A 15,077-nucleotide genomic window follows, 5' to 3' on the forward strand; every position below is an offset into this window, starting at 1 on the left:
ATAGAAAAAACATGTTTACTATTTTTTAACACATAAAACCTACCTATTTACAATGCTTAAATTATAGTGTCTAAACTTTATGACTATTTATATATTATTACGATCTAATGGGTATTGCCTCTCAAATCAAAGTGGTCAAGTCAGGTAAAATAATGATATGACAACCTCTACAAACCTTCACTCTCGCAAGATCATTCATATAGATATGGACGCTTTTTACGCCAGTGTCGAACAGCGCGACTTTCCTGAATTACGCGGTAAACCATTGGTGGTTGGCGGTGATCCAAATGGACGCGGTGTCGTAGCAGCCGCCAGCTATGAAGTACGTAAGTTTGGCGTACGCTCAGCCATGTCTTGCTATGAGGCTCGCAAACGCTGTCCAGAAGTGATATTTGTAAGACCGCGTTTTGAAGTGTATCGATCAGTTAGTAATGATATCCGCTGTCTTATGCATCGCTTAACGCCCCATGTTGAACCCTTATCACTAGATGAAGCTTATCTAGATGTCACAGGATTAAGCGTTCACAAAGGCTCAGCAACACTAATGGCCAACTGCCTAAGAGCTCAAATTTTAGAACATACCGGACTGACGGCTTCCGCTGGAGTCTCATTTAACAAAATGCTGGCCAAAATTGCTTCTGATATCAATAAACCTAACGGTATAGCTATTATTACGCCTACAGAATCCGATGCCTTTATTAGCACCTTACCTATTGAGCGCTTTCATGGTATTGGTAAGGCAACAGCTAAGCGCTTACATGAGATGGGAGTCCAGTATGGTGCCGACCTGCGGCGAACATCGGCAGCTCTACTAATACAAGAGTTTGGTAAGCGTGGCCAGTTTTATCATGATATAGCACATGGACATGATGATCGGGTGGTCAAATCTGAGCGAACACATAAATCCGTTGGTTCAGAGACCACATTTAGAGACAATCTCAGTAATGATGATGAGTTAAGGATACAGATTTACGAGCAAAATAAGGATGCCTTTAATCAAATGCAAAAAAAACAGGTAATCGCTCACACAATCACCCTCAAGGTGAAATACGCAGACTTTACTCAAATAACACGCTCTCATACATTATCAACAGCTTTTAATAGTGCTGAATCTGCGCACTATTGGCTAGATAAACTATTTTCAGACATTCCTCGTGTGCAGCCAATTCGTCTAGTTGGTGTTACCTTTTCTTCACTCACTCCTGCTACGCAAGTACTGCCTCAGTTAAATTTGTTTGAATAACTGCATACTAAACAACGCCTGTTTAGTTATTGCTCGACTTGTATGCGCATGAGTCTCTATTAAACTGTCCTTTAACAAGCGCATTTCTGCTACAATTATACAAAAATCTATTTTCATTTAAAGACCGACTATGACCGACACACACGCCGCTAACTCCACGCTTGATACCAATAAAAATAATGACGTTTTAGACTATTTAAGCGTAGACGATTATGATTATGACTTACCAGACAACCTGATTGCACGTTATCCATTGACACAACGTTCTGCTTCAAAGCTCCTATATTTACCTGCTAACAGAAAAAAAAATAGTACTGTTGTAGAAGATCACCTATTTACTGAGTTGCCTGACTTATTAAGTGCAGGAGATCTGATTGTATTCAACGATACAAAAGTGATGAAGGCACGATTATTTGGTCAAAAAAATACGGGTGGTAAAGTTGAGCTATTGATTGAACGTCTAATAGACATTGCTGAATTAGACGTAGCAACCTTGCATTTGGAAGCTACAAATAGCACACCCGTCAACACAAAATATATTGCACTTGCTCATGTCAAAGCCAGTAAGACTCCTAAGCTTGGGCAACGTTTGCAACTTGCCGATAGTCATATGGCTGCAGTAATGATTGGCCGTCAAGACAATTTATTTATTTTAGCCTTTGACGCTCCTATCCTGCCCGACTTAGAGCGATATGGGGAGTTACCTATTCCGCCTTACTTTGAACGCCATGCTGATGAAACTGATAATACTCGCTATCAGACTGTCTTTCATGACCCGACCAAGCTAGCGAGTGTGGCAGCCCCTACTGCAAGTTTACATTTTGACGAATCAATACTAAAAAAACTGGCAGAAAGAGGTATTAAAACAGCGTTTGTTACTTTGCATGTTGGTGCAGGTACATTTGCCCCTGTAAAAACAGACAACTTACTCAATCACACCATGCATAGTGAGTATGCACATCTACCACAAACCACTGCCGAGCTGATCAACCAAACACATGCTAATGGTAAACAAGTCATCGCTATTGGTACAACGGTGACACGTGTGCTCGAAACCGCTTATCAAAAAACGGCTAATGACGGACACAGCTTATCTAGTTGGTCAGGTGATACTGATATATTTATTTATCCAGGCTTTAAATTTGGTGTGATAGACCGACTACTCACAAATTTTCATTTACCGAAATCCACCCTATTAATGCTAGTATCAGCATTTTCGGGCAAAGCAGCTATCGAACAGGCTTATCAGCATGCTATTAAGGAGCAATATCGCTTCTTTAGTTATGGTGATGCGATGCTACTTGATAAAAAATTAGATTGAACATGATTTAAACATTTTTTATATTGTTCACAACAGTTGTGAAATAAACTGGTAAACTAAACAGTATTTTGTTATAACAGCAAAGATAACTTTTATTAGAAAGGGCTGCACATGTCTCGTCATTTATCTCATCGCTTTACTACCATACATCGCGCGGTATCGACGGCATTACTTTATTCCGTAGGCTATGCAGCCTTGATATCGGGCGCACAAGCAGCAACTATCGGAAAAACGGTTGTTACTTCTGCACAGCATGAGCCGCTAGCGGCAAGTATTACGGTTACGAATATTCGAGCGGCTGACTTTTCAGCAAGCTTAGCAAACTCTGCCATCTATCAACAAATGGGGCTGACCAAAACTGACTCAATGAACGTACGCTTTCAGCCTACCTCAGAGACCAGTGGTCAAGTCTTTATCACGACCTCACAACCTGTATCCAAACCTTTTACTGATGTGGTTTTATCTATAAACGATCAGGGTAAGAGCAATGTTGTGCCTAAGACATTGTTGATGCCACTCAATGATAGCGTGCCTATCGAGACACCCAAAAACACTGTCACTGGTGCAAAAAAGCCTAATTTACCAAGTGTTTCTGCAAGTACTGCCGAACCACTAACCCTCAAAAAAGGCATGCCGCCACCATTAATATCAGCGCCTAGTTCATCAACGACTGAACTAATAGCCTCTAAACTGCCAGCGCCTAATATGCAGTTGCCTGCAGTGGCCTCTACATCGCAAGGCAGTGACCTTACTAATGCTCCTAGTCGCTTAGATAATGGTCGCCTAAATAACAGTGTCGAGACAGCCAATGCCAACGGCAGTAATAATAGCAACTCATCAACTCGCTTAGATAATGGTCGCTTGGGTGCTAATACAAGTGAAACAGTAACTAATAGTAATGATATAGACTCTAGTGATGTAGCTGACAATACCCCGACCACTAAAGCCGCTGCGCCTGCTTTAGACTTTGACATCTTAAACATACAAGTCACCCGCCAGATACAACCACGTGGTAAATCAGATGCTGGAGTGATGACCACTGATTCGAAAATACCAGCAATCGATAATGATGAAACAAACGCATCAAAGCCTAACCTTGACACGAACAACACAACAGCACCAAGCAGTAATATACCTGCTGACACCGCTATGCCTGCTGCACCTAATGTAGCTAGCAGTGCTACTAGCAACACAGCTGCTACTGCCCAATATCAGGTACAGCGTAACGATAGCCTATGGATTATCGCTCAGCAAATAGCAGAAGAAAACAACCTAGATGTTTCAACTGTAATGAAACAAATTCAAGCACAAAATCCTAACGCTTTTATCAATAAAGATGCTGATCAACTAAAAGCAGATGCCAAACTTAGCTTACCAAGATATGATGTCATACCATCACAACAAAAGTTAGAAGCAGCCATTAAAGCACAAAGGCAACATAGCCGCAGAGCCAATACTCCTGTGGTCAAAAAGAAAACTAAACCAACTGCTAATAAATCACCTAAAAAGTCACAAGCAACGACACAAAATAAAAAACCAATGATTACTAAGACACAAACCTTACCAAAGGCACAGTTTTCTGTGCTAGCACCTGGTCATAATGGCAGTGCAGATGGTACTCAAACGAAATCTACTGCGGCAACAGGTAATGGTCTAAGCACAGATATATTAGCAACACTGAAAGCATCAAGACAAAGCGTAGCATCACAAGCACAGCGCTTGTCAAAAACCAGTAGTGCACTGGAGAGCTATACTCAAAAGATTCAACTACAAAACCAAAAGCTGGCTGAGCTGCAGGCTCGTCTCAAAAAACTACGCAATCAATAATTGCCTGAATAATCAATGCAATACGCCGTGATCATAGGCGTGGGAGTAACTATGGACAATATGCTATATATCATCGTCGGATTGGTACTTATTTTATTAGGGGCTGGTTTAGTATTGCGCAAACAAAAAGCGCAAAAACCATCAGAAATACAACAAGACAAATCAGGAAAAACCACAGCCTCACCAACGCCAATACCTACAACGAATGTTGAAGGTATTACCAAAAGCAGTGAAGATGATCATAAATTCGACCATATTGAGACCGCTCAACGCTTTATAGACCAACAGCGTTATGACAAAGCAATTGAAGCATTGGATCGAGGCCTAAGCGAAAATCCAGATAATAGCCAGCTAACCCTTAAGCTACTTAGCATATATGCGACCATCAATCAGCCAGAAAACTTTGATAAAGTCTACAATATCATCAAAACACAGAATGACCCAAATAGCATTGAGATAGCCGATGAGCTAAAAATGTTATTTTTAGAAGAGCGAAGTCAAGTCGCAGCACAAGAAGCGCCAGTAGAAGACAATACTGGTTTTGACAGTATTGATTTTGACTTATCACCGAACCAAGATGACAGTTTGAGTGACGAGTCTATTGTTAATCCAGTACTATCAACAGACTCTCCTAAAACCACTACTAACGACCATACAAATGACAGTTTTGATCTGACGCTTAGTGACTTAGAGAGTGATTTCGAAGAAACTGCTGCGACCAGTACGACACCTATCACACCAGAAACGATAGAAGACGAAAGCAACCCTACCGATACTTCAAACGAAGATAGTGACCTTGCAGATTTCGACTTTAATTTTGACTCAACTGAAGAAACCAGTACACAGGCAGAAACCTCCAATAGTGCTACTGAAGAGATGGCATCAGACAATGAAGATTTTGTCTTAGATTTTGATGATTTGGTAAGTGATACTGACCAAGACACTGATGAAACCATTGTTGAAGAACTGATTGTCGATAACGAAGATGACTTGACAGCATCTTCAAACGATATCGATTCGCCAAACAATATAGAAACGGTATTAGAAAGCGAAGAACTTACATTTGAAGAAAATAGCGATAACTTTGTTATTCAAGACAGTATTTTAGAAGAAGTCAGTACTGATGAATCTTCTAATGAAGTAGACAACCTTGAAGATATTAGCTTTGACGAAACTCTTACTGAAGAAGTCCTTGCTGAAGAAGTCCTTGCTGAAGAAGTCCTTGCTGAAGAAGCTCCTACTGAAGAAGTCCTTACTGAAGAAGCTCCTACTGAAGAAGCTCCTACTGAAGAAGTCCTTACTGAAGAAGCTCCTACTGAAGAAGCTCCTACTGAAGAAGTCCTTACTGAAGAAGCTCCTACTGAAGAGTTTGACCTCGCACCGGCAGCACCATTATTGTTCAACGATAATATCTTAGAGAACAATAATTTAGCAGATAATAACGCTACTATAGATTCTGTAACAGCTGAAACTCCAGTCGAAGCTGAGGCTAAAAATGCTGTTGAAGCAGAAGATGGTTTCTCATTACGTTTTGCAGAAAATTTTGACTTTGTAAAATCGTTAGATAGCAATCAAGTTACTTTGGACTTAGCTAACCAATACCTGCAGCTTGGAGAATACGATAGTGCTAAACGCTTGCTCAATGAAGTCATAGCTCAAGGCAATAGCGAACAACAAAGCCAAGCGCAGCTATTACTTGAACGCACAGCATAATCAATAATCGGTTCTATCATCAGCAAGTATTCTACTCATCGTAGAATACTTGCTGATTTTTTTGCATTAAACCTTAATATTTAATTATTATAGTCAAAGAACTTTAAAATCGATACAAGGCAACCGACTGCAGATTGTACAAGTAGTACATCTAAGAAGGCTAACGCTGTAGCGATTTAGTAATTCGCTGACTATATACTAGGGCGTGTTGAACATTCAACCATGGCACTGACAGAGACTATTTTTTAGGCGATTCTAAGGTAAAAATAGTAAGTTTAGTCTTTCTAAGCGTCTATTTTTAGCAATGAAGCGGCAAAAAATACTCCTGTCCCTACGGCTGATGCTAAAATTGCCCCATACTGCGTTGCAAATCTAGCTAAGGCATTTGCATTATCGTCGCTTTGCGCCTTGTCTGGAACAATTTTAGCAATCAGCAGTGCCTACTTGTGAATGTTCAACACGCCCTAATACTATGCCACCTTCTACTATGACAATGACTATATCTAGCCCTATTCAACTGATTTATGCTGGCGGCACTTTTGGTTGCTACGGCCGACCTTTAACACCTTTAGCAGCAGATGTTTTTTTGCCAACATTGCAGGAGTTAATGCTCAGTCAAGATAGTGCAACCAAGCTCCTGAGTATCTCTTGGCTAGATAATGCATTAATCAAAGACAGTAGCCAACTCACCCCAAGCGATTTTGTCCATTTTTATCGCCTATTACTGACTGCTTATACACAAGGTAGTAGACGCTTTGTGTTGATCACTGGTACAGATACTCTAAGTTATTTGGGAGCGTTTTTGGCAGAAGCATTTGCAGGTAGTGATATTTGTGTAGTCCTTACTGCTAGTATGCGCCCCCTATTGGACAGTGATGTTTTACATTCCTATACTATAGATACTCAGAGTGATGCACGGGACAACCTTCATAATTCACTAAAACTGGCAGCAGCAGGTGAATCAGGTGTCAAAGTTTGTTTTGGCGGTGAATCTTGGCCTGCACAAACAGTACAGAAAATTCATAGTCATGACCTGATGGCATTTACTGGTCATTCTCGAGCCGCATATCCTGCTAATAGCTATATAAAAACCTTATCAGATACACGGCGAAATCACTGGCTTGATGACCAGAAAGCCTTATTTACTAGTATTCAAGCTCGTGCTAAGCACACTCGCATCCATGCACTTTATTGTCTACCTAATGACACTGACGTCATCAATAATCAGCTACAAGCACTCTTATCACAGCCGCCAGCTGGTATTATTCTATTAGGATTTGGCGCTGGTAATGTTCCTTATTCTGTAGCATTAGCAGAAACATTAGAGCAGATTCATAAAATAGGACATATGGTGATATCTGCCAGTCAATGCCCATTTGGTGGGGTAAGTGACAGCTATGCAGCAGGTAGTTGGCAGTATGAGCATCATGTCATTGCAGGTGGGCGTTTGACCATTCCAGCGATATATGCTCGATTACTATGGCTATTATTGCGCTATGATACACCTGCAAGACGCAAGCAGCGTTGGTTGAATAATATCAGACAGACTGGCACAAGTATTAAAAAACGATAATTAACTCTCAATTACCTTTAACTTTATAAGTTTAAAAATCATAATGTCTGAAACCAAGAACTCCGAATCTGAACGTTTGCCAATATATACTCTAGCAATTGCTATTGAATTCTTAGGCACACATTATCATGGCTGGCAGCGGCAACGAGAAGTGATGGGTGTACAAGAAGCACTCGAAACCGCGATTGGTAAAGTTGCTAACGAATCAGTAGAAGTCATCGCCGCTGGGCGTACGGATGCAAGCGTCCATGCCAGTAATATGATTGCTCATTTTACCACTCATGCCTACCGACCAACACATAACTGGCTACGCGGTGTGAATAGTTTACTACCTGACGATATTGCATTACGTTGGGTTCAACCAATGCCTGCTGGTTTTCACGCCCGATTCGGTGCTATTGCCCGTCGCTATCGTTATATCACGCTCAACCAACCACAGCGCCCTGCGATACTCAATCATCAGGTCACGCATATCTATGAGCCACTTGACTTAGCAGCCATGCAACTGGCGGCGGCCGATATCGTTGGCACCCATGATTTTAGTAGCTACCGTGCTGCTGCTTGTCAATCCAATCAGCCCGTACGCACTATCAGTCACGCCAAGCTCTTTAAACACGGTCAGTTTATCGTTTTTGATATTCAAGCGGATGGATTTTTGCATCATATGGTTCGAAACTTGATGGGCACCTTATATGCCATAGGCAGACATGAGTTGGCACCCACAGACTTTCTGAACATCTTGCATAAGAAAGACCGTACGATTGCACCACCTACCGCTTCTGGTGATGGCTTATATTTTATCAATGCATATTACCCTGAACACTTTCAACAGCTGCTACCCAATGCACCTCTAACGCCTGTTTGGCTAAACTTACCTGACTAGAGCGTGTCTTTAATCTAAATAACCAATGTTCAATAAACTAAACTCATAGAAATTAGCATACATATCACTTACAGACTGTCAAGTCAAAACCAGGTTCCGTATTGCTTTAATCAGTCAACTTGCGTATAATACGGGCTTATTTTTAATTGATTGATACAAATTATGGCAAAAGACGATATTATCGAATTTGAAGGCGAAGTTATTGACACCCTTCCTAACACCTTGTTTAAAGTTCGTTTAGAAAACGGACACGAAATTATTGCGCACATCTCTGGTAAAATGCGTAAACATTATATTCGCATCTTGACTGGTGATAAAGTTAAGGTCGAAATGACGCCTTATGACTTATCTAAAGGTCGCATTACTTATCGTGGTAAAAACTAATTTCTTATCAACTAAAATGGTTATAAAAGCATTTATATAAATACAGCCAGTTGTCTAATGACACTTTTTTATCACTGGCATAAATGTTTGAGTGGTTTGACTGATAATAATAATGAAAATGCTAAGCTACTCATTATTGCCTATCAATATTTTAGTTGTTTAATGTTTGTTTTCACCAAAAAAATACCGCTAAAACAGCGGTATTTTTTTGTTTGGTTTTTATCATATTAGGCACAAACATCAGAGTAGCAAAGAAAACGAGCCTAAGTACTGTATGTTCTTAAGTACTATGTATTGTAGACTTATCAGGTTTAATACTGTTTATTATGCCTCTTTGGGATTGGTATAAACTCTCATAGCTAAGCTTTAAATTACAGTTAATGATCTACTTGAATTCGACTGTAGCACCATCCTTAATAACACCTAGCAATGCCAATGCATCCCAGTTAGTTAGACGTATACAACCCGCTGAGGCTTGACGACTAATACGATCAGGGTCTGGTGAACCATGTATTCCATAAGAAGGTTTACTCAATCCAATCCATACCGAACCAACTGGGTTATTGGGACCAGGTGGCAGAATAAAACTGCTATCATTAGCAGTATAAGTATAATTAGGTTCGTGAACCTTTACTGCTACTGTATGCGTACCAGTTGGTGACGGCGTTGCTGTACTACCTACCGTTGTCGGATAGCTCGCAATCAAAGTGTCTTCATCACCATAAACATATAGTGTTTCAGTATCTTTATCAGCGACCACTCGACTAACAGGTTTGGTATTAGGGTTACCAGGATTATAAACAGTGATGGTCTCTCCAGCAACGAAACTAGCTTTAGGATTGAGCTCCTTTAAATATCTCTCACTCATATGAAACTTTTCTGCAAAAGCTTCGGTCATGCTTTCATAGTACAAACCCTCTAGCTTAGCTTTAGCCTCTGTACTAACTGGTATATTCGTTGTTTTAATATTAGTATCCGCATTACTGAGTTGATAATTGACCAGTACTGGTTGTTCCATCAGCTGATCATTGTTAGTCAATGCTTGCCAAGTCTCGCTATTCATCGTTCCCGTAACGCTCAGTCCTCTAGATTTCTGAAATGCTTGCATGGCTTTGCGAGTATTTTTTCCCCAGTATCCATCGACATGACCCACACCATGATGATGCCAGTTCAGTAGCGCTTGCAACTTGGTGGCTATATGACGCTCTATCTTGCTCCCTTCTTTCCAAGTTGCATTATTAACTTTCTGCGCAACGTCTGATAAGTTATCTGTCGTATATTTTATCGTAGGCAAGAGCTTATTCAGTGACGTTGCGGTCTGACTATCGCTTGTTAGCTTTTGACTAACACCATTTGTTACAGGGCTGATATCTTTATAGGTTGTACTGCTTTGCTCCGCATTGCCTTGCACGGCATTATTGATATCGATACGGTTCATTGGCGCTGCAATGCTTTGTCCCATCAACGCAACTGTAGAGAAACCAATGATTGCTATCGCCGTGCTCACACGTTTTAATTGATACATCATACGCTCCTAATTTTTCAGAAAATATTTTGCTCAAATTTTTATTATGAATAAATAATTATTGTTAGTTCATATACTTTTCTTCAGTCCTTGATGGTTTCATATTTCTTTATAGGCATATAACAACTTTATGTTAATGTGAGCCCTACCCGATAGTACCTGTGTTAAAAAAAGTACTTTTTTACAACTAAGTGGGTGAGTATGTTAAAGCTAATAACTCATTTTATAGACACAAAAAACCCATAATTTGCTTAGCAAATTATGGGTTTATGACAATAAGAGTTGGTAATTTCAGATTAAGATAAAAATAAATTTCGAGAGATATTACAAAGGCGCTGATTAGATCAGCTTAGCCAATACCGCTTGCCCCATCTCTTGACAGCCTACCTGTGTCAGTCCTGCTTCACTCTTGTCTAAGATATCAACAGTACGTAGACCATCATCAAGCACGTCACTAACCGCTTGTTCAATAGCCTGAGCAGCCTCTTCTTGCTTAAAGGTATAACGTAGCATCATCGCAACAGACAAAATCGTTGCCAACGGGTTGGCTTTATCTTGTCCTGCGATATCTGGCGCTGAACCATGGCATGGCTCATACATACCTTTGCCTGCTTCGTCGAGGCTAGCAGATGGCAACATACCGATAGAGCCAGTCAACATCGCTGCTTCATCGGATAGAATATCACCAAACATATTGCCCGTTACCATAACATCAAACTGCTTAGGGTCTTTAATTAACTGCATACAAGCATTGTCAGCGTACATGTGTGATAGCGCCACATCGCTATAATCCGATTGTTGCATTTCAATCATGGTCTGCTTCCACAGCTCAGTGACTTCTAGTACATTGGCCTTGTCTACTGAACAAACCTTTGCCGCTGTACCTGCTGCCTGCGCGCGTGTCTTGGCTAATTCAAAAGCTACCTTACCGATACGCTTAATCTCACTTGTACTATACACCATGGTGTTATAGCCTTGCTGCTCGCCATTATCTAATGTACGAATACCACGTGGCTCGCCAAAATAGATGCCGCCTGTCAGCTCACGAACAATCAGAAGATCCAAGCCTGAGATAATTTCGGGCTTAATACTAGACGCATTGGCAAGCTGCGGATAAAGCTTTGCCACACGTAAATTAGCAAACAAACCAAGCTCACCACGGATTTTCAGTAAACCACGCTCCGGACGTTTACTACGCTCAATACCGTCCCACTTAGGTCCACCAACAGCGCCTAGCAGTACAGCGTCTGCGGCACGTGCACTCGCCAAAGTTTCATCTGGTAGAGGTTCGCCAGTTGCATCAATAGCTACGCCACCAATTAATCCAGACTCAAGTGTCAAATCTAACGAAAACTTCTTATTGACAGCCTCAAGTACATCAATGGCTTGAGTCATAATTTCAGGGCCAATACCATCGCCCGCTAATGTTAAAATCGTTGCCATACTGATCCTTTAGAATAGGTTTTATTCGTTACTGCGGTAATTTAACGCTTAATACATATTAAGACGCTATTTTATTATTTTTTATAAGTTTGTTTTTTATGCTTTAGTCTTCGTATCTTTAGATTTTGCTGATTTTGCCTTAACCGTGCCGGTTTCTACAAACTCGCCTTGATGTTCGCTACCCAACTCTTTACAAAAACGGCGCTGTACTTTATTTCCTTGATACAATTCAACACATAAAGGCTCTGGTGACGCGGTATCTAATAGGCTACCTGAACTTTCACTAGATTTCTTTTGGTAAGCTCGCAGCTGATAAGTGTCAGCTTCAACAAAATCATGAATCATTGCAAACCGTTCAACATAGCCCAAGTTGTTCTCTGGATAGAAATTAACTTGTACTTCTCGTTTGGCAGGCTTAAGCCGTGTATAGTAATTGGTGAGCCCTGCCATGCCTGAAGCAGACAAGGGTACAATTTTTATCTCATTTTTATTAGTGATCGGTGTCATATCCATTTTCATGGTTGTTTGCACACGATTACTACCAATATAACCTGCTTCCTTACCACTCACAGTGGTCATTGCCACGAGCATAGCAGGATTAATAGGCTCATGGGTATCAGCTGCGATCACTGGCACCTTATCGATACGTGCAATCTCACAATGGTAAGTACCTATACAGGCTATATTTACTTCACCAGATATAGGTTGGATTTTGCCTGCCCACGCTGTAGCGCTTTCTGCCTCATCTATTTTCTGATAGCCAGTCAAGAGCTGACAGCCTGACAACCATAAGCTTGCAGCAACAATGCTACTTGTCCATAAAACATAACGTTTTTTATTCATAATGACGGCTACTATTCATAAGAGAAACAATAAAACACTTTGAAAAACCCTACTTCATTTTAGCCAGTTCGCCACCATAACTCAACGCTACATTACTACTGTTCATTAACTTTATGAGAAATAACCTATAAACTTTTCGTTTAGGCGCGTACTTCGTTGAATATCCAAGGTGTTTTTTTCATCATTTTTTGCTCATAGTTTTTGATAACATCGCTTTGCTGCAAAGTAAGACCAATGTCATCTAGACCATTTAGTAAGCAATGCTTACGAAAATCATCCACTTCAAATGCATACTCTTCACCCGTTGGCGTAATAACAACTTGACGCTCAAGATCTGCAGTCAATTCATAGCCTTCGTTAGCTACGGTAGCTTTCATCAATGTATCAACGATATCTTCAGCCAATACAATTGGCAACATACCATTTTTGAAGCAATTGTTATAAAAGATATCAGCAAAACTTGGTGCAATCACAGTACGAAAACCATATTCAGACAATGCCCAAGGCGCATGCTCTCGGCTAGAGCCGCAACCAAAGTTACGACGTGCTAGTAATATAGTAGCACCTTGATAACGCGGTTTATTCAATACAAAGTCTGGGTTAATCACTCGTGTGCTATTGTCTTGACCCGGATAACCTTCATCAAGATAACGCCAGTCATCGAATAAGTTGACGCCAAAACCTGTACGCTTAATAGATTTTAAAAACTGTTTTGCGATAATTTGATCAGTATCAACGTTTGCACGATCTAATGGGCAAACGATACCAGTTTGGGTGTTATATGCTTGCATAAAATTTCCTATAAATGATATTTTTGTTGATGCATAGTCGTTTTAAAATGTCCGCACATCTACAAAGTGACCTGCCAATGCGGCTGCCGCTGCCATCGCTGGACTAACCAAATGCGTACGACCACCATTACCCTGACGACCTTCAAAGTTACGGTTAGACGTAGAAGCACAATGCTCTTGTGGCTCAAGTTTATCAGCATTCATGGCAAGACACATCGAGCAACCCGGCTCGCGCCATTCAAACCCAGCTTCAGTAAACAAGGTATCAAGCCCTTCCGCTTCTGCTTGTAATTTCACTTGTCCAGAACCAGCTACTACAATCGCTTCTTTAATATTATCAGCCACTTTACGGCCTTTGATTACGGCGGCTGCATCACGCAAATCTTCAATACGTGAGTTGGTGCACGAACCAATAAATATACGATCTAGTTGGATATCAGTGATTTTTTGACCCGCCTCTAGGCCCATATAGGTATAAGCGCGTAACCAACCTTCTTCTTGTGCTTCATCCGATGCTTGATCAGGGGTTGGCACTGATTGCGTAATATCAACAACCATTTCAGGTGACGTACCCCAAGATACTTGTGGGGCGATTTCGCTACCGTCAATCTCAACCACGCTATCAAATACCGCATCAGCATCTGAATACAAAGTACGCCAGTACTGTTCGGCTTGTTGCCATTGTGCATCAGTTGGTGCATACGGACGACCTTTGACATAATCGATAGTGATATCATCGACAGCAACCATACCCACGCGTGCGCCCGCTTCAATCGCCATGTTACAGACGGTCATACGTCCTTCCATGCTCATTTGTTCAAATACTTGCCCTGCAAACTCAATTGCATAGCCTGTGCCACCAGCCGTACCGATTTTTGCAATGATAGCCAGTACCACGTCTTTTGAGGTCACGCCCGCACCAAGCTCACCAGTGACACGAATCTGCATATTTTTTGATTTCTTTTGAATCAAACACTGAGTTGCCAATACATGCTCAACTTCAGACGTACCGATACCATGTGCCAAGCAACCAAGTGCGCCATGAGTGGCCGTATGCGAGTCACCGCAAACAACGGTCATACCTGGCAATACTAAACCTTGCTCAGGACCGACAACATGCAAGATACCTTGACGCGCATCGTTAATAGTAAATTCAGCAATATCAAATTTGTCACAGTTATCATCTAAGGTAACTACTTGCAAACGCGAGACTTTGTCTTTGATACCAGACACGCCTTCTAGACGTTCTTTAGACACCGTTGGTACATTATGATCAGGGCTAGCGATATTGGCAGATAAACGCCATGGCGCTCTATTAGCCAGTTGCAAGCCTTCAAATGCTTGCGGACTGGTCACTTCATGCAGTAAGTGACGATCGATATAAATCAGGCTCGAACCATCATCACGTTTGGTGACTTCGTGAGCGTTCCAAAGTTTGTCATATAACGTCTGACTGGCCATATTGCTATCCTTTATTGTTTGCTAGCTACTTAATTTTCGATGGCTTACACAATAGTAAACAAGAAGTTTT

The 15,077-nt window shown here is 41.0% G+C and carries 12 protein-coding genes; 7 read left to right on the forward strand and 5 right to left on the reverse strand.

The annotated features are described in order from the left end of the window. The first annotated feature begins 157 nt into the window (after window positions 1–157). The 7 genes from dinB (at window position 158) to infA (ending at window position 8,944) form a co-directional block, all read left to right on the forward strand. Window positions 158–1,243, forward strand: a complete 1,086-nt coding sequence (gene dinB / locus ACT3QP_RS12130) for a DNA polymerase IV (RefSeq protein WP_444525677.1) — start codon at window positions 158–160, stop codon at window positions 1,241–1,243. A 130-nt stretch (window positions 1,244–1,373) separates the two neighbouring features. Next, entirely contained in the window at window positions 1,374–2,564 is a 1,191-nt protein-coding gene (gene queA, locus ACT3QP_RS12135) for a tRNA preQ1(34) S-adenosylmethionine ribosyltransferase-isomerase QueA (RefSeq protein WP_444525678.1), read from the forward strand. A gap of 111 nt (window positions 2,565–2,675) precedes the next feature. Then, window positions 2,676–4,391 carry a type IV pilus assembly protein FimV gene (locus ACT3QP_RS12140; RefSeq protein ID WP_444525679.1) on the forward strand — a complete coding sequence of 572 codons (1,716 nt, stop codon included), beginning with the start codon at window positions 2,676–2,678 and terminating at the stop codon, window positions 4,389–4,391. 51 nt (window positions 4,392–4,442) lie between these two features. Continuing rightward, complete coding sequence (locus ACT3QP_RS12145) at window positions 4,443–6,104, forward strand: FimV/HubP family polar landmark protein (RefSeq protein WP_444525680.1); 1,662 nt, start codon at window positions 4,443–4,445, stop codon at window positions 6,102–6,104. A gap of 487 nt (window positions 6,105–6,591) precedes the next feature. Continuing rightward, window positions 6,592–7,677 carry an asparaginase gene (locus ACT3QP_RS12150; protein ID WP_444525681.1) on the forward strand — a complete coding sequence of 362 codons (1,086 nt, stop codon included), beginning with the start codon at window positions 6,592–6,594 and terminating at the stop codon, window positions 7,675–7,677. A 43-nt stretch (window positions 7,678–7,720) separates the two neighbouring features. Further along, window positions 7,721–8,560, forward strand: coding sequence for a tRNA pseudouridine(38-40) synthase TruA (truA, locus tag ACT3QP_RS12155; protein ID WP_444525682.1), 840 nt, complete (start codon window positions 7,721–7,723; stop codon window positions 8,558–8,560). A 162-nt stretch (window positions 8,561–8,722) separates the two neighbouring features. Beyond that, on the forward strand, window positions 8,723–8,944 hold the full coding sequence (gene infA / locus ACT3QP_RS12160) for a translation initiation factor IF-1 (protein WP_021814850.1): 222 nt from the start codon (window positions 8,723–8,725) through the stop codon (window positions 8,942–8,944). 385 nt (window positions 8,945–9,329) lie between these two features. On the opposite strand, the gene ACT3QP_RS12165 is transcribed toward infA, so the two are convergent. The 5 genes from ACT3QP_RS12165 to leuC form a co-directional block, all read right to left on the reverse strand. After that, complete coding sequence (locus ACT3QP_RS12165) at window positions 9,330–10,472, reverse strand: L,D-transpeptidase family protein (protein ID WP_444525683.1); 1,143 nt, start codon at window positions 10,470–10,472, stop codon at window positions 9,330–9,332. Between the two features lie 336 nt (window positions 10,473–10,808). Next, window positions 10,809–11,912, reverse strand: a complete 1,104-nt coding sequence (gene leuB / locus ACT3QP_RS12170) for a 3-isopropylmalate dehydrogenase (RefSeq protein WP_444525684.1) — start codon at window positions 11,910–11,912, stop codon at window positions 10,809–10,811. 96 nt (window positions 11,913–12,008) lie between these two features. Then, complete coding sequence (locus tag ACT3QP_RS12175) at window positions 12,009–12,755, reverse strand: hypothetical protein (protein ID WP_444525685.1); 747 nt, start codon at window positions 12,753–12,755, stop codon at window positions 12,009–12,011. A gap of 140 nt (window positions 12,756–12,895) precedes the next feature. Beyond that, window positions 12,896–13,546 (reverse strand): 3-isopropylmalate dehydratase small subunit, encoded by a 651-nt coding sequence (gene leuD / locus ACT3QP_RS12180; RefSeq protein WP_444525686.1) that lies wholly within the window; start codon window positions 13,544–13,546, stop codon window positions 12,896–12,898. Window positions 13,547–13,588: 42 nt separating this feature from the next. Further along, window positions 13,589–15,007 carry a 3-isopropylmalate dehydratase large subunit gene (gene leuC / locus ACT3QP_RS12185; RefSeq protein WP_444525687.1) on the reverse strand — a complete coding sequence of 473 codons (1,419 nt, stop codon included), beginning with the start codon at window positions 15,005–15,007 and terminating at the stop codon, window positions 13,589–13,591. Window positions 15,008–15,077: the final 70 nt, after the last annotated feature.

Origin of the sequence: Psychrobacter sp. AOP7-B1-24, from assembly GCF_052376215.1 — a bacterium.
GTDB lineage: Bacteria > Pseudomonadota > Gammaproteobacteria > Pseudomonadales > Moraxellaceae > Psychrobacter.

What these genes read in the sequence shown, in the direction of transcription:
- leuD (WP_444525686.1), bottom strand. Translation starts at nt 13,546, where the DNA reads ATGCAAGCATATAACACCCAAACTGGTATCGTTTGCCCATTAGATCGT.
- ACT3QP_RS12175 (WP_444525685.1), bottom strand. Translation starts at nt 12,755, where the DNA reads ATGAATAAAAAACGTTATGTTTTATGGACAAGTAGCATTGTTGCTGCA.
- dinB (WP_444525677.1), top strand. Translation starts at nt 158, where the DNA reads ATGACAACCTCTACAAACCTTCACTCTCGCAAGATCATTCATATAGAT.
- infA (WP_021814850.1), top strand. Translation starts at nt 8,723, where the DNA reads ATGGCAAAAGACGATATTATCGAATTTGAAGGCGAAGTTATTGACACC.
- leuC (WP_444525687.1), bottom strand. Translation starts at nt 15,007, where the DNA reads ATGGCCAGTCAGACGTTATATGACAAACTTTGGAACGCTCACGAAGTC.
- truA (WP_444525682.1), top strand. Translation starts at nt 7,721, where the DNA reads ATGTCTGAAACCAAGAACTCCGAATCTGAACGTTTGCCAATATATACT.
- ACT3QP_RS12145 (WP_444525680.1), top strand. Translation starts at nt 4,443, where the DNA reads ATGGACAATATGCTATATATCATCGTCGGATTGGTACTTATTTTATTA.
- queA (WP_444525678.1), top strand. Translation starts at nt 1,374, where the DNA reads ATGACCGACACACACGCCGCTAACTCCACGCTTGATACCAATAAAAAT.
- leuB (WP_444525684.1), bottom strand. Translation starts at nt 11,912, where the DNA reads ATGGCAACGATTTTAACATTAGCGGGCGATGGTATTGGCCCTGAAATT.
- ACT3QP_RS12150 (WP_444525681.1), top strand. Translation starts at nt 6,592, where the DNA reads ATGACAATGACTATATCTAGCCCTATTCAACTGATTTATGCTGGCGGC.
- ACT3QP_RS12140 (WP_444525679.1), top strand. Translation starts at nt 2,676, where the DNA reads ATGTCTCGTCATTTATCTCATCGCTTTACTACCATACATCGCGCGGTA.
- ACT3QP_RS12165 (WP_444525683.1), bottom strand. Translation starts at nt 10,472, where the DNA reads ATGATGTATCAATTAAAACGTGTGAGCACGGCGATAGCAATCATTGGT.